Origin of the sequence: Acetatifactor aquisgranensis (assembly GCF_943193215.1) — a bacterium.
Classification (GTDB): domain Bacteria; phylum Bacillota; class Clostridia; order Lachnospirales; family Lachnospiraceae; genus Acetatifactor; species Acetatifactor aquisgranensis.
This window is the reverse complement of record NZ_CALPDH010000002.1, coordinates 58929-75996: the sequence shown is the minus strand read 5'-3', so window position 1 is coordinate 75996 and position 17068 is coordinate 58929. Positions and strand designations below refer to the sequence as shown.

Here is a 17068-nt window from a genome sequence, read left to right as displayed (position 1 = left end):
GAGGACAAATTTTTATCCCTGTTCGCTATTTTTTGGCCATCCTGCGGCTGTCTTTTATGACATAATATTTTCATGAAAAGAAAGGAGGTCTGGTATTATGACATTTGAAAAAGATTTTCTCATCGGCGCAGCCACCGCGGCCCATCAGGTGGAGGGGAACAATATCCACAGCGACTATTGGGTCCAGGAGCATATGGTACATACGGACTTTTTGGAGCCCAGCGGCGAGGCAGTGGACCATTACAACCGCTACGGCGAAGACATCCGGCTGATGTCGCGGGCCGGGCTGAACGCTTACCGTTTTTCCATCGAATGGGCCCGCGTCGAGCCGGAAGAGGGCAAATTCGACGAGGCGGAGATTTCCCATTACCGGGACGTCATCCGCACCTGCCGCGACAACGGTATAGAGCCTATCGTCACCCTGCTGCACTTCACCAGCCCCAAATGGCTGATTTCCAAAGGCGGCTGGGAATCCGATGAGACCCCGGAATATTTTGCCCGCTATACCCGCTATGTGATAGAGCGGCTGGGGAGCGAGCTGAAGTATGTCTGCACCATCAATGAGGCGAATATGGGAATACAGGTGGCGGCCATCGCCAAGCGGTATATGCAGCAGATGATGGCGAAGATGCAGGCCGCAGGCTCAGCGCAGGGCGGCGATAGCGGAAAAGCCTCTCCGGATGCCAGCAAGTCACCCGCCGCAACGGACAGCGGCGAAAAGGCTGCTCAGGACGGCACGGTGCAGATGGGCCTGAATCTGGAAAAGATGATGGCCAACCAAAAGGCCGCGGAGGCAGAGCGCATGGAACTCTTCGGCGTAACCAGGACGGAGTGCTTCACCAGTCCCCGGACGCCTCACGGCGACGAGCTGGTCATGGAGGCCCACAAGGCGGCCAGAGCCGTCATCCGGGAGCTGGCGCCCCATATCCGGGTAGGCCTGACCTTAAGCCTTCACGACATCCAGGCCCTCCCCGGCGGCGAGGAGAATGCCGCGAAAGAATGGGCGGATGAATTCACCCACTATCTGCCTGCCATCCAGGGGGATGATTTCCTGGGCGTACAGAACTATACGCGTACCCGTATAGATGCCTCCGGCTCCCTGCCTGTTCCGGAGGGCGCAGAGCTGACCCAGATGGACTATGAATTTTATCCGCAGGCTTTAGCAAACGTCATCCGCCGGGTGGCGGAGGATTTCAAAGGGGATCTGATTGTGACAGAGAACGGCATCGCCACAGCAGACGACAGCCGGCGCGTCGCATTCATCGAGACCGCCCTGGCCGGCGTGAAGTCCTGCCTGGAAGAGGGACTCCCCATGAAAGGCTACTTCTACTGGAGCCTGCTGGACAATTTTGAATGGCAGAAAGGCTTTTCCATGACTTTCGGCCTGATAGCCGTGGACAGAACCACACAGACCCGGCATCCCAAGGAAAGCCTGGGTTACCTTGGCAGTTTCCGCGGCTGACTGCCGGACTATGTCAAGGCCGGTTCTCCTGTCAGGCGGCAGGCATCCGTCCCATATCCGGCTTAATCATGAGAAGCTCCCGGTCACCGATACTCTATGGAGGTAAACTCAAATGAAACAATATTTCTGCAATCCGATCAACTTTACTTATCAGTATCAGTTCAACCAAAAGGAGAACGGCTTCTCCCTGAACCGGGAGGCCGCCGACCCCTCCATGATACTGTTCCGGGGAAAATATTACCTGTTCCCCAGCATGACCAGAGGATTCCTGGTCAGCGAGGACATGGTGCACTGGCAGCAGTGTCCCCTGAAAGGCGTGCCCCTGTACGACTATGCCCCCGATGTGCGGGTCCTGGGGGACTGGATGTACTTTTCCGCCAGCCGCAGGGGTGAAATCTGCGATTTCTACCGCACGAAAGACCCCGAAAGCGGCGTGTTTGAGCGGATTCCCGGCACTTTCGACTTCTGGGATCCCAATCTCTTCCCGGACGATGACGGACGGCTCTACTTCTACTGGGGCTGCAGCAACATGACCCCCATCTGGGGCGTGGAGCTGAACCCCGAGACCATGGAGCGCATAGGGGAACCTGTAGCGCTGATCGAGAACCACAAGAATGAATACGGCTACGAGCGCACCGGCGAGAACCATCACTATGACCCCAGCGGCAGCTACATTATGCAGATTCTCAAAGAACAGATGGCAAAGGCCATGGGGTGCCGCCCCGAGGATGTGACGGATGTCACCCCCGCCATCCAGGCCACCCCGGAGAGCTACCGTCCCATGCTCCAGGCCGCCCTCTCCGACAATCCCTATATCGAGGGCCCGTGGATGACAAAACATGACAGCAGATATTATCTGCAGTACGCCGCCCCCGGCACCCAGTACAATATCTACTGCGACGGCGTCTGTGTGGGGGACAGCCCTTTAGGGCCTTTTACAGCCTGCCCTAACAATCCCTACTCCTACTCTCCCGGCGGTTTCCTGCCCGGCGCGGGCCATGGCTCCACCATGGAGGACAAATTGGGCAACTGGTGGCATGCCAGCACCATGCGCATCTCCATGAACCACGATTTCGAGCGTCGCATCGGCATCTGGCCCGCGGGCTTTGACGCGGACGGCGAACTGTTCTGCAATCAACGCTACGGCGACTGGCCCCAGGCCGTCACAGGCCACAGGCAGGATCCCTGGGCGGCCCCGGAGTGGATGCTTCTAAGCTATGGGAAGACAGCCTCCGCCAGCAGCTGCGAATGTCAGGAAAAGGACGCCTCCCACGCGGTGGACGAAAATGTCCAGACCTGGTGGAAAGCCGCCGGGGAGGATGAAGCCCCCTGGCTCCTGGTGGACTTGGGCCTGTGCTGCAGGGTGCATGCGGTGCAGATCAATTTCGCGGACGACGTGGAACTGGCGGACAGGCTGCCCGAGGGAGCCCAACTTACAGGTGACCCGGGCCGGGGCCGCTACATCGAGGAGCGCTCCTTTGCCACAAGGTGGTTTTTGGAGACCAGCACGGACGGCGAGCGCTGGTTCAAGTTGGGAGACTGGCGGAATACTGACACAGACCTGCCCCACAACCTGGTAGTCTGGGAGGACGGCATCCCGGCAACATATATACGCCTTACCATAATCGATACAGCCTACCACAAACCGGCCTGCATCAGCGGCCTGCGGGCATTCGGCAGAGGCTGCGGCAACGCTCCCGCCCCAGTGACTGACGTAGAAGCGACCCGCCTGGACGGCATGTCCATGAAAGTCACATGGAAAGAGGTTTCCTCTTACAATGAGATTGCTTCCTGGAATAAGCCCGCCATGGGCTATGAGGTACTCTGGGGGCATACGCCCGAGAAGCTCTACCACAACTACCGGGTGTTCGGCAAAAATCAGGTGGAGATACGCGCTCTGATGTCAAACGTGAAGCAGTACTATGTCCGCATCGATGCCTTTAATGAAAGCGGCATCACCGAGGGAAAAGTCTTCCCTGTGGACGCCGCCCTGTAAACTATGGACGTTTCAGCACTATATCTTGACGAACATCGGGCAGAACCGGAAAATCCGGCTCTGCCCGCCTGGAATCTATCATCCTGATAAAAAGCGAAAAGGCCCTGCCCCGGAATCCCGCTGTCCGTTGGCAGAGCCTCTCTTTCCGCTTTTATGGAATCCTTGCTTCGGAATCCTTACTTCCGCGCAACCATCCGGATGCCAATCAGCGTCCCCACCATCAGTACGATGGCCACCGGAAGCACAATCAGCGCGTTAGGCACAAAGCCCGCGATGAGATACGCCACAAAGCTCACGGCCGCCGCTATGACCGCGTAAGGCAATTGCGTGGACACATGATCCACATGGTCACACTGTGCCCCCGCGGAAGCCATAATCGTGGTATCCGATATGGGCGAGCAGTGATCGCCGCAGACGGCGCCAGCCATACAGGCGGAGACACACACCACGCCCAGAGGGTTCGTCAGGGGGAAGACGCTTAAAGTGATAGGAATCAGAATTCCGAAAGTGCCCCAGCTGGTGCCGGTGGCAAAAGCCAGGAAACAGCCGATCAGGAACACCACCGCCGGCAGGAAAGCCTGGAACGCTCCGGCAGAGCCTTTCACCACTTCTGCCACGAACTCTCCCGCTCCCAGGGAATCCGTCATGGCCTTTAAGGACCAGGCAAAGGTCAGAATCAGAATCGCAGGCACCATGGCCCGGAAACCCTCGGGGATGCAGTCCATGGTCTCCCGGAAAGTCATGGTTCCCCGCAGGCAATAATACAATATCGCAAAGGCCAGCGCGAACACAGAGCCCAGCATCAGGCCTATGGACGCGTCAGAATTGGAAAATGCCTCCACAAAAGAAGCCCCCTCAAAGTAACCGCCGGAATAAATCATGCCGATGACACAGCAGACGATGAGCACCGCAATTGGGAGCACCAGATCCGGCACGATTCCTTTCTTCTCCTCTTTGTCAGCGGCCATGCCTGCGTAAGGATTCTTTCCGTGGAACAGATCCCCTTTGGAGCGTGCCGCCTCCTCATATTTCGCCATGGGCCCGAACTCCAGCTTCATCAAGGCCATGCCTATCATCATCACAAGGGTGAGGATGGCGTAAAAGTTAAAGGGAATGGCCCGGATGAACAATGTCAGGCCGTTGCCGTCCTCCACGTAGCTGGCTACAGCCGCGGCCCAGGAGGAAATAGGCGCAATGATGCATATCGGCGCCGCTGTGGCATCGATCAGGTATGCCAGCTTCGCCCTGGGAATCTTGTGCTTATCCGTCACAGGACGCATCACGGAGCCCACCGTCAGGCAGTTGAAATAATCATCAATGAAAATCAGCACCCCCAGCGCCACGGTGGCAAGCTGGGCTCCCACCCGGGTCTTGATATGCTGCGCCGCCCAGCGCCCGAAAGCGGCAGAGCCTCCGGCCTTGTTCATCAGGGACACCATGGCTCCCAGAATCACCAGGAATACCAGGATGCCGATATTGTACCCGTCGGAGAGCACGCTCACGATTCCGTCCTGGAACACATGGAGCACCGTGCCCTCGAAAGAATAGGCGGAATAGAGCAGCCCGCCCATGAGAATCCCCACAAACAGCGAGGAATACACCTCCTTGGTAATCAGCGCCAGCCCGATGGCGATTACCGGCGGCAGCAGCGCCCAGACCGTGCCGTAAAATCCGCCGCCCTCCGCGGCGCTCTCACCGTTCCCTGCCAGCAGCGGCGCCGCGAATGCAGCCACCAGGATGACCGCCAGCAGGATTCCTCTGACCATGTTCCCTTTTCTCTTGTCCATACCTTTCTCCTCTCCTGTCTGTGCCGCGCGGGGCACCGGCGCTGCCGAAACGGCCCCTTTCTCCCACACGCTTTCTGAATCCGAGGGTAGCCCTTTGGAAAACATCCCCCTGTAAGACATGGAATCCCTGTGCCGCCTCCTCCGCCATAGGCTAAATGCCCTGCGGCACCCGCCGGGCAGGCCGCATGCAGGGCTGTATGGGACATTCCATTGCCATAAATCGAAAAAGCCATGACTCTCTGCCATGACTTCGCAAACAAGCTCAAGGAGTCATAACAGCGCTCCGTCCCGGAAAGGACGACAGTCTGTGAGATATTCTCCCACAGCCCGATGAGAAAGGCCGGCACAGCCCTTTTCATCTCGGCGGAATCCCCTTTCCGTCCCCTCCCGCTGCCCGGGCTGTCAGGGAACGTACTCTTGTCTTCCGCGCCTCTATCATGCTAGGTGTAATCATAGATGATAATCAGATATTTGTCAATTATTTTTACGAAAAAAGCAAAAAACTGCCGTCCTTGGGATGTGGCCATCGCCGGTCTGAAGCTAAGGCTCTCTAAGGCCTGTCGGTAAAGTTCATTGCTCATATCTATAGCCCGGAACGGAGAATTCCCGGTACAGCCTTGCCCTGGTTTCCATGTCCCGCACCGCACGTTCCGCGTCTTCTCTCCTCCCAAGGTCATACAACCGCTCCAGCAAAGAGGCCAGTTTTGCCTCTCCGTTCATTTCTCCCCTCGCTTCTCCACGCGCCTCCAGTTGATCGATGTATTCACACATCATAATCTTCTTTCCTTTCTTTTTCGCCAAAAGTTCATTTGCCTGTTCCGTAAATCTGATGTCCCCGGTAATCGCCTCCATCATATCGCACAATGCCTCCAGATGGACGATGTCCTGTCCCCTGCGTCTCTCGAAGTTCCCCTCGTTGAGATAATCCGCCACGAATCCCAAATCACTGGTGAAGCGGCTCCTGATTTCCAACGGCAGGTCATTCATATGGTAAACCGTCAACTTATTATCGTCTATCTGCTTCAGCTTCTCCGGCGGCACCCCGTTTCTCAAAAGCAGCGCGTGAAGGCTCCGGGGAATGCGGCTGGTTTTCCCCGTCCAGGAAATCACAATCGCAATCACCCCATATACAGGGATGCCGCTCTCCAGCTGCTGTCTATAGGAGCCGCCCTGATAAGATATCGTCCGCAGAATCTGCCGTTCCTCCAGTTCCGTCTCATTCTCAATAATATACTGGAGGACAATCCTCCCTTTCTCTGTGAGATACCTGCTGATATCACAGAATTGGTTGTGCGCCTTTTCGCCCTTATAGAAGCTTTCCGTAGGCGCAGGCTGTGTGTCGTCCGGATCCAGCTGCCTTTCGCCGTGGTATATCAATGTGTTGATGCAATCCGCGAACACATCGGCATAGGACATGAGAATTTTCTCTGTAACGTCTTTTTCCGCCATGTTGCCGCCTCCCTTGTTCAGTTGTGTGGGAGCCTCTGAAAACTCCCGCCGGTCGTGCTGAAATTGAAGCAGGAATTTTCCGATCTGTATGAAGAATGGAATCGATTACAGAAAAACTGGAATGAAGAAATCTGCTCTGGCTTTATCCTATCATAAAGCAGAAGATTTTTCAATCATATCTTACCTTGAGTTTCCGTAGTTTTGTTGGCAGAACCCAATTCTGTCTGCATCACTATACACAATTTTTTGAAAATACCAAAAATATAAGGAATCTTCTTCCTTTTTGATTAAAATAATGTCACCACAACAATTATCCACTAAACAAAAAGAGGAGGATTCCTTATGGCTCATTTTACATCAAATACCTACACTTTGAAACGGGAAATTTTAACTTTTTCTAATAAAATTTCCAACAAGGGCAAGATCAAAATGCCGCTTTATTATAAAGGCAAAAACCATGATGCCTATCTTTCCCATGTAAAAGTGCAGGTCACGGCTTCCGGAAAGGACATCTGCCTTGTCCTGGTCTACGGCATCACGGAGCATCCCATGATGCTGGCTGCAAATAAAAAAATCAGTTCCAGGGAAGACAAGGGATTTATCCCTTTCTTACCATCAGCTTTGCCTTAAGCTGGCCGTTTGAATAGATAAAAGAATAGTTCTCCCACAGTCCGGTTCCGGCGGGGCTTATTTCGGGTACCTCCGCTCGCAGATGCTGCCTCTCGACTGCATTCAAAAAATGGCAGATTGGTACTTTAATTGGTATATTCATTTTTTTAGTGCAGTTCTTGAGAGATATTCCGATTAACAATTTTACTTGTTTATATATGGATAAATCATTGTAATGTAAGATATTAAATTATATCCGCAGTGTGCAATAATGCAACAAGGTATTAAATTCCAGGAATATGATGCTGCCTGCCAGTCCCTGGCCGGAGCCGAATCCGACCAGCACATGATTCTCCAGAACCAGGCACAGCTCCTGGCCCTCCAGCCCCAGATCAGTCCCCATTTCCTCTACAATACACTGAGCGCCATCCAGGGCATGGCTTACCAAAAAAGACTGCGGAAATCTGCACCGCCGTCACCGCCCTCTCCTACATGATGCGCTACAACATCAATGGGGACAGCATGACGTCCGTCAGAAATGAGTTCTGCTGCATCGAGAAATATCTGCAGATCATAGACTTGCTCTTGCCGGGCTGTTTCCGTTTCCGGCTCCACATGGACGATGGCATAGAAGATTTTCAGATGCCACGATTCCTTCTGCAGCCCCGGTGGAAAATGCAATATTCCACGGGCTGGAGCCCCGCAGGCCACTGGAGGGCAGCTTGACCCTCACAGCCTCCCCGATTCCCGGCCTGACACGGCAGGCTCCATCCTCCTCAACCGGCGGATGAATTCTTTTGCCGGATTCTCCTTCTGCGTTATTGTGCTTTCCGGGCATATGTGCTAAACTTAAGAGCATAAAAACGTCAGGCTAAGAACTGACGATTGACAAAAAGACTTAGAACAGGCAAAGGAGGCAAAAGGAACATGACCAATCAAGAATGTAAGCCCGTCAAAGAGGGCAAGGTACGCGAAATCTATGACAACGGCGACAGCCTGATTATGGTGGCAACAGACCGCATCAGCTGTTTTGACGTAATCCTGGGCAACAAGGTGGACAAAAAGGGCGCTGTGCTGACCCAGATGTCCCGTTTCTGGTTCGACATGACAAAGGACATCCTGCCCAACCACATGATTTCCGTGGATGTAAAGGACATGCCCGAGTTCTTCCGGCAGGAAAGGTTCGACGGCAACAGCATGCTCTGCCGGAAGCTGGAGATGATTCCCGTGGAATGCATCGTACGAGGCTACATCACCGGAAGCGGCTGGGCCAGCTACCAGAAGGACGGCACCGTCTGCGGCATCCGTCTGCCGGAGGGCTTAAAGGAGTCGGACAAGCTGCCCGAGCCTATCTATACTCCCTCCACCAAGGCGGAAATCGGCGACCATGACGAGAATATCTCCTTTGAGCAGAGCGTGGATTACCTGGAGAAGCGCTTCCCTGGAAAGGGACAGGAATATGCCGAAAAGCTCCGGGACTACACCATCGCGCTGTATAAAAAGTGCGCGGAGTACGCACTGGGCTGCGGCATCATCATCGCCGACACGAAGTTCGAGTTCGGCCTGGACGAAGAGGGCAACATCGTCCTGGGAGACGAGATGCTGACCCCGGACAGTTCCCGCTTCTGGCCTGCGGATGAATATGAGCCCGGCCACGGCCAGCCCTCCTTCGACAAACAGTTCGCCCGGGACTGGCTGAAAGCCAATCCCGGCAACGACTGGATCCTGCCCGAAGATGTGGTCCGGAAGACCATCGACAAATATCTCCAGGCATATGAGATGCTGACCGGGAAACCGTTATAATTTTCTCGTATATTTGAGCACCAAAAAGGACTGCCAAACTGGTATTCTCTCCGGGCGGCAGTCCTTTTTCCGTCAAATATCAAACAGTTCATCAAAATCTGTCTTCAGATTCAGAAACATGACAAACTGCAGAGTTCCTTTGCTTTCGGTCATATTTTTCCGTGGAGTCTGAGATGACTTCCATAATCATCCGTGGAATTCCCGTCAATGACACATTTTTCCGGCTCTGATATTACAATTTACAGAGACATCCGGAATCACTATTTTATCCTCATTTTCATGCCACTGATATTGCACGCCTTCGCCAAGCACCCGGCATGGGGAGTCTTTTAACTGCATTCCAATCATGACGACAAAATTAATTATGATAAAGGAGTGTCCAATAAAAGTATTGCGCATTTAAGTACGACCTTACACAAAATCATTTACAATGCATCACAGAAGCATCGCACATCTCTCCCTGCCGGTTCAGCTGCCTGTCGATGACCGCGGCAATCCTCCCTTTCACCATCTCGGCTATCTCGCCCGTTTTCATCCTGCCGTATTCCTCATAGTAGATAGGCGTCAGGAAATGTACCTGTGTCTTCACCCTGCGCAGGGAATTCACTCCGAAAGGCTTATAGGAATCAATGATGGCCACCGGAACAATCGGAGCTTTTGCCTTGGTGGCGCACTTAAAGGAACCGGCCATAAAGTCCTGCAGCTCATTCTTGTTGTGGTCATAGCCGCCCTCAGGAAACACGATATAGCGTCTTCCGCTTTTCACTTCATCGGCAATCTGCAGGATGGTCTTAAGTTGGGATTTCATATCGGTCTTGTCCAGCCTGCTGCCCTGCACCAAATCAATGAAAGAATCCGTGATAGGGAGCCTGGAGCGGTAGGCATCTATAACAATGGTACAGGGTTTCGGGTGAGAACTCATGATTCCCAGCGTGTCATACTTACCCTGATGGTTGGAATACATGACATAGCCGCCCTCCTCAGGCAAAAGCTCCTGCCCGAAGCTCTCCGTCTCTATCCTCCCATTGCGCATCATGATGCGAATGCACTTCCGCGCCATCTTATAGCGCTCCTCCTCCGAATAACGCTCCCCATGCCGCTCAATATAATGCGCCTTGCAAATATAATAAACCACAAACGGCAAAGAGACCACCACCACATAACATATCCTGATCACATCAAACACCCCAGACTCAAAAAACTTCTTCCCCTAAATTCCACCTATAACCCACAAACCACCAACACCCAAACATCCCCCAGAAAAAACATACTCCAGAAGCCCCTAACCCCCTGGAAAAAATCACACCCTGGAACCCCCACAACCTGGAAGAATGCTCGCCCTCCAGGCATTCTTCCGCGTGAGACGGCCGCGAGCGAATTCATTCGCTCAAGCGAGCCTAGAAGTTCTTGGCGGGCGTCCTTTGGCCGCCTAGAACTTCTTCTCACGCTATTCTCTGCCGTCCCAGCAATAGGTACAGAGCTTCTCCCTGTCAATCCCCACGGACGCAATCATGTCGTCCAGTCTGTGGTAGCGCAGGCTGGTGAAATTCAGCTGCTTTCCGATTCGCTCCACCATCTCCTTGTACTCCGCTGTATCGGGATCCACATATGCCTTCAAATCAATCTCGCGCCCTTCCTGCTCCATCTCTTTCAGGACTCTTCTGGCTATCAAATCCATCTCCGACTTTGACCTGGAAAAATTCAGATATTTGCAGCCGTACATAAGCGGCGGGCACGCAGGCCGGATATGGACTTCCTTTGCGCCGCTGTGGTAGAGGAACTCCGTGGTCTCCCGCATCTGCGTCCCCCTGACGATGGAATCGTCAATCATCAGCAGGCTCTTCCCCTCTATCAGATCTTTCACGGGAATCAGCTTCATCTTGGCTATCAGATTCCGCTGGGTCTGTACGGCGGGCATGAAGGATCTGGGCCAGGTAGGCGTATATTTCACGAAAGGCCTGGAGAAAGGTATCCCCGATTTGTTGGCATAGCCGATGGCATGAGCCGTACCGGAATCCGGCACCCCTGCCACGATGTCCGGCTTCACATCATCCCGTTCCGCCAGCAGCGCGCCGCAGTTATACCGCATCTTCTCCACGCTGATTCCCTCATAGGAGGAGGTAGGATATCCATAGTATACCCATAAAAAGGTGCAGATTTTCATCTCCTTGCCAGGCTGCATCAGTGTGTGGACGCCCTCAGGGGTGACCACTGCGATTTCCCCGGGCCCCAGTTCCCTCTGGAACTCATATCCCAGGTTCAGATAGGCAAAGCTTTCAAAAGAAACACACCATGCGCCCTCTTTCTTCCCCACGGACACCGGCGTCCTGCCGTGCAGATCCCTGGCGGCATATATCCCCTTGGGCGTCATGATCAGCAGGGTCATGGATCCCTCGATGGACTCCTGGGCATACCGGATGCCCTCCACCAGATTGTCCTTCTGATCCACCAGGTAAGCCACCAGTTCCGTGGCGTTCAAATCCCCGCCGCTCATCTCCAGAAAATGGGCATGACCCTTGGAAAGCAGCTCCTCTGTCAGCTTCGCCGCATTGTTGATCCTGCCTACCGTAGCAATGGCGTATGTGCCATGGTGAGAGCGCACCATCAATGGCTGGGGCTCGAAATCCGAGATGCTGCCGATGCCGATGTTTCCCCGCATCTCATTGAAATCCTTGTCGAACTTTGTCCGAAAAGGAGCGTTTTCTATATTATGTATGGCCCTGTCGAATCCTTTGTCTTTCCCATAGACTACCATTCCTGCCCTTCTGGTACCCAGATGGGAATGATAATCCGTTCCGAAATACAAGTCAAAGACGCAATCCTCCTTGGATGCGACACCAAAAAAACCTCCCATTCCATGCCTCCTGAATAATATTCTCGTTCCGCAGAATCCCTAAAACCCGCGAACTCAACTCCATCTTTGCTTTCCTGCCGCCTCTGGCGGACGCTTAGCAAATCTTTTCACACTTTGACCTCGGCTTTCATGCCCAGCAGCTCCTTATTCTCCTCCAGAACCGGGCGGACCACATCCGATAGGAACGCCTCCACCTGTTCCTTGGAGCGCCCCACATATTTTGCGGGATCCATGGACTCCTGCAGTTCCTCCAATGTCATGGAAAATGCGGAATCCGCCGCGATCAGCTCCAGCAGATTGTTCTCCTTGCCCTCTGCCTTCACATTCTTCCCGGCTTCCATGGAAAGCTCCCGGATGCGCTCATGGAGCTCCTGGCGGTTCCCGCCCAGCTTCACGGCATCCATCATGATATTCTCCGTAGCCATAAAGGGCAGCTCACTCATCAGATGCTTCTCAATGACTTTCGGATACACCACCAGCCCGTCCACCACGTTCAGGCACAAATCCAGGATGCCGTCCACCGCAAGAAAGCCCTCCGGAATGGACAGCCTCTTGTTGGCAGAATCGTCCAGCGTCCTCTCGAACCACTGGGTGGCGGAGGTAATCGCCGGATTCAGCGCGTCAATCATCACATATCTGGACAGGGACGCGATTCTCTCGCATCTCATGGGATTTCTCTTATAAGCCATGGCAGAGGATCCGATCTGGCTCTTCTCAAAGGGCTCCTCCACCTCTTTCAGATGCTGGAGCAGGCGGATATCATTGCTCATCTTGTGAGCGGAGGCCGCGATGCCTGCCAGCACATTTGCCACCCTGGTGTCCACCTTTCTGGAATAGGTCTGGCCGGACACAGGGAAACACTTTTTAAAGCCCATCTTCTCCGCAATCATAGGATCGATTTTGTCGATGGTCTCCTGGTCGCCGCCAAACAGTTCCAGGAAAGACGCCTGTGTCCCGGTGGTTCCCTTGGAGCCCAGCAGCTTCATATTGTCCAGCACATAATTCAGATCCTCCAGATCCAGATAGAACTCCTGGAGCCAAAGTGTGGCCCGCTTTCCCACCGTGGTAGGCTGGGCAGGCTGGAAATGGGTAAAGGCCAGCGTGGGCTGCGCCTTATAATTTTCTGCAAAATCAGCCAGCTCAGCGATGACATTCACCAGCTTTTTCTTTAAAAGCTTCAATCCTTCCGTCATCACGATGATGTCCGTATTGTCTCCTACATAGCAGGAGGTGGCTCCCAGATGGATGATGCCCGCCGCCTTAGGGCACTGCTGTCCGTATGCGTACACATGGCTCATGACATCATGGCGGACTTCCCGCTCCCTGGCCTTTGCCACGTCGTAATTGATATCATCCACATGGGCCTTCATCTCCGCAATCTGCTCATCCGTAATGACGGGCTTTCCGTCCTGGCTTAAGCCAAGCTCTTTCTCTGTCTCCGCAAGCGCGATCCAGAGCCGCCTCCATGTGCTGAACTTCATGTCCGGAGAAAAAATATACTGCATTTCCCTGCTGGCGTAGCGCTCAGACAGAGGGCTTACATATCTGTCCATGGATTGCCTCTCTTCTCTGGAATGTATTTCTTCCATGGAATGTATCTCTTCCATATTCATCTACAATCTCCTTTTTCTATGGTGAAAATGATAAATGATTTTTCCGACGCATTTATCATATCTTACAAAAGACCAGAAGTCAATACGCAGAATCCCCGGAATTCCCCTCTTCCACAGAGCCTCCTTCCTCCATTCCTCTGTACTGCGCCACCATCTCCATGATTTCGGCGGCATAGGCAGGATACTTGTCTGCCACGTCTATGATTTCCTGTCTGGCAGTCTCAGCGACATTATTGTTGTAGTCCATCTGCTTGCGCAGCGCCTGCCTGCGCTGAATCAGCTCATGGCGCATCTCGACCATCTCGCGCTTGTCCAGCAGGGCCGCCGCCTTATCCACCCATCTGCCGGGCGTGGCAATCCGGTAATGGGACAGCTTATTCAAAAGCTGCCTGCGGTAATGCTCCGCCTTTCCCTCTGCTGCCGCGAATTCCCGCCTTTCATCCTTCTCCCTCTGATACTGCTTCCAAAGCCGCCCCAGCGCCGCCGCGCTGTTCGTGCCGTATTTCATATAGAGGTAATCCGTCAGATTCCTGTTGTTCACATATCGGATTTTTACCTTGTTCTGCAGAAGAATGAGCTTGTTGATCGCTATCTCCACCTGATGCAGCTCCTTGTCGTCATCCGTATACTTCACCCATGTCACCGTCAGGGCCACTGCCACAGCCGCCACCGCCAGCAGATACCCTAATTGGGTATTCATATGGAAACCGAACTGCAGAATCACCAGCATCAGGATGCACATGGCGAAAGCGGTCACGAAGATCACCGTCATCCCGCGCAGATTGTCCATAAGATTGTTCAGCTCTTGTCTGCGGTATTCATAGGCATGGCGTTCCCTGTCCAGCCTCTGCAGATCCTGCTTCACTTTCCCACCGTATTCCTCGCACTCTTTCAGCTTTGCGATTCCCTCTTTGACTTCGCCCTCGTGCTCCCGCAGTCTGTAATAATCCGCATCCTTCATGCGGTTCTTCCTGCCCCGGTAGCGTTTGCTCTCCTGCTCCAGCGCCACCAGCCTTCCGGCAATATTGTCCAGGCCCTCCCGTTCCGACTCCGGCAGCGCCTCGATTTCCTCCATATCAGTCAGATAGGAGGTGATCAGGGAATATTCCCCCGTCAGCAGGCCGATTTCTTTCGTCGCCTCTCCCATCTGTTCCAGGCAGTTGGTGATATACCTGCTCCGCTCCTCCTCCTGGCCGAAGTCCACATCGTCCCTGTCATAGACTACGTTTTCCCAGTCCTCGGGACCGCTCTCCTGATATTTTCTTTTCTTGAATAATTTTGACCAAAATCCCATTTCTGACTTTCCTTTACATTCCCGCCCGGTAGGCGTCCTTTAAGGCCTGGGCCAGCCGCTCACTGTCCTCATCGAACCTGCGCCTATCCCGGCTCCTTAATTCCCTGCGGTTGCACAGCCGTAAGTAATCCGGCTGCTGCTCCCATTCGCCCACGGCGCGTTCCAGCTTCTTTTCCAGTTCCAGCGCGCTCATATGCCACTCGCCGTGCTCCGCCGTAAAAGCCACATACTTCTCCTCTGGCAGCTCCATACGCTTTGCCGACAGATAATCTACGCAATATTCTTCAATCCTGTTCCATTCATAAGCCTGTCTGAAACATTCCGCGGCCTCCCCGTAGAGCATGAGCCCTGCGAACGCCGCACCTTTATTATGCCAGATTTTCGCAACAAATTCCTTTTCCCCGGGAGACCCGGAATCCGGTGCTTCGCTCCCATGCTCCTCCACCTTCCGCAGCAGCTCCTCATAGCCCTGCAGGGCCTGTCTGTATTTCTTCTTCCGCACCAGATAGTCTATCTGGCTCTTGCGCTTCTCCAGGCCGGTGAGTCCCGCTCCCTGCTTCAGCAGGTTTTCCGTCTCCTCCAGCACGGCCTCGTCAAAAAAGCCCACGTAGCGCAGAATAGCCAGCACGAAAGCGCTGAGAGACCCCTGTCTGTGCACAAGAGGATAAAGAGCCTTTGCCAGATCCCGCAGGCCGCATTCCTTTTCCACCCAGTCCAACAGCCTGTCATCCAAAAGAGAAAGGTCCAGCAGAAAGGCATTTTCTTTCATACAAAAGCACAGTTCTTCCATGCTGAAGACATTCGTCCCGATTCCCGGAACACAATATGGCATTTTGGCATAATTTCCCACACAGATACTGACACGCATCGTTGCCGCTCCCTCTCCTGACCGAATACATTATCCTATCTCAATCTCTTCTTTCCACACCCGCCCGGAGGACACCCGATATTCCCCAAAGCCAAGGTCCTTTACCTCCACTGACAGCCGGTTCTCCTCTTTCAGGAAAAAACGCGCTCCCAGCCGAGAGACCTTTCCGGGCAGCCCCTCCAGAATGATGCGCACCAGCCGGCTCCTCCCGGCCGTCTGGCTCTCCGCAAGGGGCGTGATCGTCAGGGCAAGTTCATTGCCCTCCTGCAGGTAAAGTTCCATGACATGCTCCGCCTCATACCAGTTCTCTCCCGCGTCCAGCAGGGCATAATAGGATTCCTCCCCCTGTCTGAACAGGCGTATGCCGATATTGGCTTTCAGCTTATCATTTCCCAGAAAAACATGGGTCTTCCCCATCTCGCCTGGCATTATCCTCTCCTGCATCCCGCAGCAGGCGCCCTTGCTGAACAGGTTATTCCCCTGGAACACCCGCCTGCCCTTGCACAGGAAGCGCAGGGATTCTTTCATCCACTCCTGAGCGAAACCGTCACCAATCAGAAATACGCTGCCTGCCGTTCCCTCCCCGCAGACCTCCTGTGCCACTTTCAAAAAGGCCGTGTCCAGTTCCTGCTGTCTTTCGGGATTCAACTCCCCGAGGACGCTCTCCTCTCCCCAGCGCAGGAGCGCATCCTCGGGGAACTCGTACATCTTCTCTTTCACAAAAGTCACGATTGGAGTGGTCCGCCTGTTGCATTCCATGCGCATCATGCATATTCCGCCCCTGCGATAGTCGAACAGAATCACATCGCCTCCCCAGAGCTCCTTAGGCTGGCGCAGCATATAACCGTAGAAGCTTTCCTCATAGCTCTGGACGGCAATCCTGTCCGCTTTCAGGCGCGCACCCTCCACCATCCGCAGCAGCACATCCAGCATGTCCCGGTTCAGTGATGAGCAGGTCACCATCAGCGCCGACAGTTTCTTCCCGACCTGGGACAGCAGCCCCAGGCTGCGCTTGAAGAACAGCGCCAGCAGCGCCACCGGATCGAAGTTCTCCCCATCTATGACCACCGGCTCTTTCCCCAGCGCCATGGACAGCAGGTTCTCCACCAGGATGCCCTCTTCGCTGTCCGCCCGCAGCGCCTCTCTGCCGAAGAGCCACTGGTTCGTGCCCTTTCTTTTGTAAAGGGCCGTAGGGATATTATAGACTTCGGCGCCGGCCACCTGGGAAAGGCTCTGGGCTTCGGCGCTCTCGGAGACAGCAAAACTGATCTGGGAGTATTCATTTCCCAAATCATATCCTACTATCAGTCTGTCACTGTTCAGAATTCCCATA

14 protein-coding genes and 1 riboswitch are annotated in these 17068 nt (G+C 54.0%); of the genes, 5 read left to right on the top strand and 9 right to left on the bottom strand.

The genetic code is table 11. The features are described from left to right. Nucleotides 1-94: 94 nt before the first annotated feature. Both NFS35_RS02040 and NFS35_RS02035 read left to right on the top strand, forming a co-directional pair. Nucleotides 95-1462, top strand: coding sequence for a family 1 glycosylhydrolase (locus NFS35_RS02040; protein WP_251205667.1), 1368 nt, complete (start codon nt 95-97; stop codon nt 1460-1462). A gap of 112 nt (nt 1463-1574) precedes the next feature. After that, on the top strand, nt 1575-3458 hold the full coding sequence (locus NFS35_RS02035; protein WP_251205479.1) for a family 43 glycosylhydrolase: 1884 nt from the start codon (nt 1575-1577) through the stop codon (nt 3456-3458). Between the two features lie 176 nt (nt 3459-3634). Here NFS35_RS02035 and NFS35_RS02030 read toward each other — a convergent pair whose 3' ends face one another. Both NFS35_RS02030 and NFS35_RS02025 read right to left on the bottom strand, forming a co-directional pair. Further along, nucleotides 3635-5224: a Na+/H+ antiporter NhaC family protein gene (locus NFS35_RS02030; RefSeq protein ID WP_408629622.1), complete on the bottom strand. Its 1590-nt coding sequence runs from the start codon at nt 5222-5224 to the stop codon at nt 3635-3637. A gap of 289 nt (nt 5225-5513) precedes the next feature. Continuing rightward, nucleotides 5514-5688, bottom strand: a riboswitch (Lysine riboswitch). Nucleotides 5689-5815: 127 nt separating this feature from the next. Then, on the bottom strand, nt 5816-6694 hold the full coding sequence (locus NFS35_RS02025) for a hypothetical protein (protein ID WP_251205477.1): 879 nt from the start codon (nt 6692-6694) through the stop codon (nt 5816-5818). A 342-nt stretch (nt 6695-7036) separates the two neighbouring features. Between NFS35_RS02025 and NFS35_RS02020 the strand changes: the two genes are divergently transcribed. After that, nucleotides 7037-7324, top strand: coding sequence for a hypothetical protein (locus tag NFS35_RS02020; protein WP_251205476.1), 288 nt, complete (start codon nt 7037-7039; stop codon nt 7322-7324). Between the two features lie 229 nt (nt 7325-7553). On the opposite strand, the gene NFS35_RS02015 is transcribed toward NFS35_RS02020, so the two are convergent. Further along, entirely contained in the window at nt 7554-7706 is a 153-nt protein-coding gene (locus NFS35_RS02015; RefSeq protein ID WP_251205475.1) for a hypothetical protein, read from the bottom strand. Here NFS35_RS02015 and NFS35_RS29575 point away from each other — a divergent pair. Both NFS35_RS29575 and NFS35_RS02010 read left to right on the top strand, forming a co-directional pair. Further along, the gene (locus NFS35_RS29575) at nt 7650-7799 is read left to right on the top strand and encodes a sensor histidine kinase (protein WP_334303546.1); all 150 of its coding nucleotides are present in this window, start codon (nt 7650-7652) and stop codon (nt 7797-7799) included. The genes NFS35_RS02015 and NFS35_RS29575 overlap by 57 nt on opposite strands. 431 nt (nt 7800-8230) lie before the next feature. Then, the gene (locus NFS35_RS02010) at nt 8231-9106 is read left to right on the top strand and encodes a phosphoribosylaminoimidazolesuccinocarboxamide synthase (RefSeq protein ID WP_251205474.1); all 876 of its coding nucleotides are present in this window, start codon (nt 8231-8233) and stop codon (nt 9104-9106) included. Nucleotides 9107-9527: 421 nt separating this feature from the next. Here the strand turns inward: NFS35_RS02010 and NFS35_RS02005 are convergent, their stop codons facing one another. The 6 genes from NFS35_RS02005 to NFS35_RS01980 all read right to left on the bottom strand — a co-directional run bounded on the left by NFS35_RS02005 (nt 9528) and on the right by NFS35_RS01980 (nt 17067). After that, entirely contained in the window at nt 9528-10283 is a 756-nt protein-coding gene (locus NFS35_RS02005; protein WP_251205473.1) for a lysophospholipid acyltransferase family protein, read from the bottom strand. 270 nt (nt 10284-10553) lie between these two features. After that, entirely contained in the window at nt 10554-11960 is a 1407-nt protein-coding gene (locus NFS35_RS02000) for an amidophosphoribosyltransferase (RefSeq protein WP_251205472.1), read from the bottom strand. Between the two features lie 107 nt (nt 11961-12067). Beyond that, nucleotides 12068-13567: an adenylosuccinate lyase gene (purB, locus tag NFS35_RS01995; RefSeq protein WP_251205666.1), complete on the bottom strand. Its 1500-nt coding sequence runs from the start codon at nt 13565-13567 to the stop codon at nt 12068-12070. Nucleotides 13568-13652: 85 nt separating this feature from the next. Beyond that, complete coding sequence (locus NFS35_RS01990; protein ID WP_251205471.1) at nt 13653-14867, bottom strand: hypothetical protein; 1215 nt, start codon at nt 14865-14867, stop codon at nt 13653-13655. Between the two features lie 13 nt (nt 14868-14880). Next, on the bottom strand, nt 14881-15735 hold the full coding sequence (locus tag NFS35_RS01985) for a hypothetical protein (RefSeq protein ID WP_251205470.1): 855 nt from the start codon (nt 15733-15735) through the stop codon (nt 14881-14883). A 30-nt stretch (nt 15736-15765) separates the two neighbouring features. Next, nucleotides 15766-17067, bottom strand: a complete 1302-nt coding sequence (locus NFS35_RS01980) for a DUF5716 family protein (RefSeq protein ID WP_251205469.1) — start codon at nt 17065-17067, stop codon at nt 15766-15768. Nucleotide 17068 lies beyond the last annotated feature (1 nt).

Coding starts and splice junctions, on each gene's coding strand:
- NFS35_RS02020 (WP_251205476.1), top strand. CDS start 7,037: ATGGCTCATTTTACATCAAATACCTACACTTTGAAACGGGAAATTTTA.
- NFS35_RS01985 (WP_251205470.1), bottom strand. CDS start 15,735: ATGCGTGTCAGTATCTGTGTGGGAAATTATGCCAAAATGCCATATTGT.
- NFS35_RS02015 (WP_251205475.1), bottom strand. CDS start 7,706: ATGGGGACTGATCTGGGGCTGGAGGGCCAGGAGCTGTGCCTGGTTCTG.
- NFS35_RS02025 (WP_251205477.1), bottom strand. CDS start 6,694: ATGGCGGAAAAAGACGTTACAGAGAAAATTCTCATGTCCTATGCCGAT.
- NFS35_RS02030 (WP_408629622.1), bottom strand. CDS start 5,224: ATGGTCAGAGGAATCCTGCTGGCGGTCATCCTGGTGGCTGCATTCGCG.
- NFS35_RS01990 (WP_251205471.1), bottom strand. CDS start 14,867: ATGGGATTTTGGTCAAAATTATTCAAGAAAAGAAAATATCAGGAGAGC.
- NFS35_RS02010 (WP_251205474.1), top strand. CDS start 8,231: ATGACCAATCAAGAATGTAAGCCCGTCAAAGAGGGCAAGGTACGCGAA.
- NFS35_RS02000 (WP_251205472.1), bottom strand. CDS start 11,960: ATGGGAGGTTTTTTTGGTGTCGCATCCAAGGAGGATTGCGTCTTTGAC.
- purB (WP_251205666.1), bottom strand. CDS start 13,567: ATGGAAGAGATACATTCCATGGAAGAAATACATTCCAGAGAAGAGAGG.
- NFS35_RS01980 (WP_251205469.1), bottom strand. CDS start 17,067: ATGGGAATTCTGAACAGTGACAGACTGATAGTAGGATATGATTTGGGA.
- NFS35_RS29575 (WP_334303546.1), top strand. CDS start 7,650: ATGATTCTCCAGAACCAGGCACAGCTCCTGGCCCTCCAGCCCCAGATC.
- NFS35_RS02035 (WP_251205479.1), top strand. CDS start 1,575: ATGAAACAATATTTCTGCAATCCGATCAACTTTACTTATCAGTATCAG.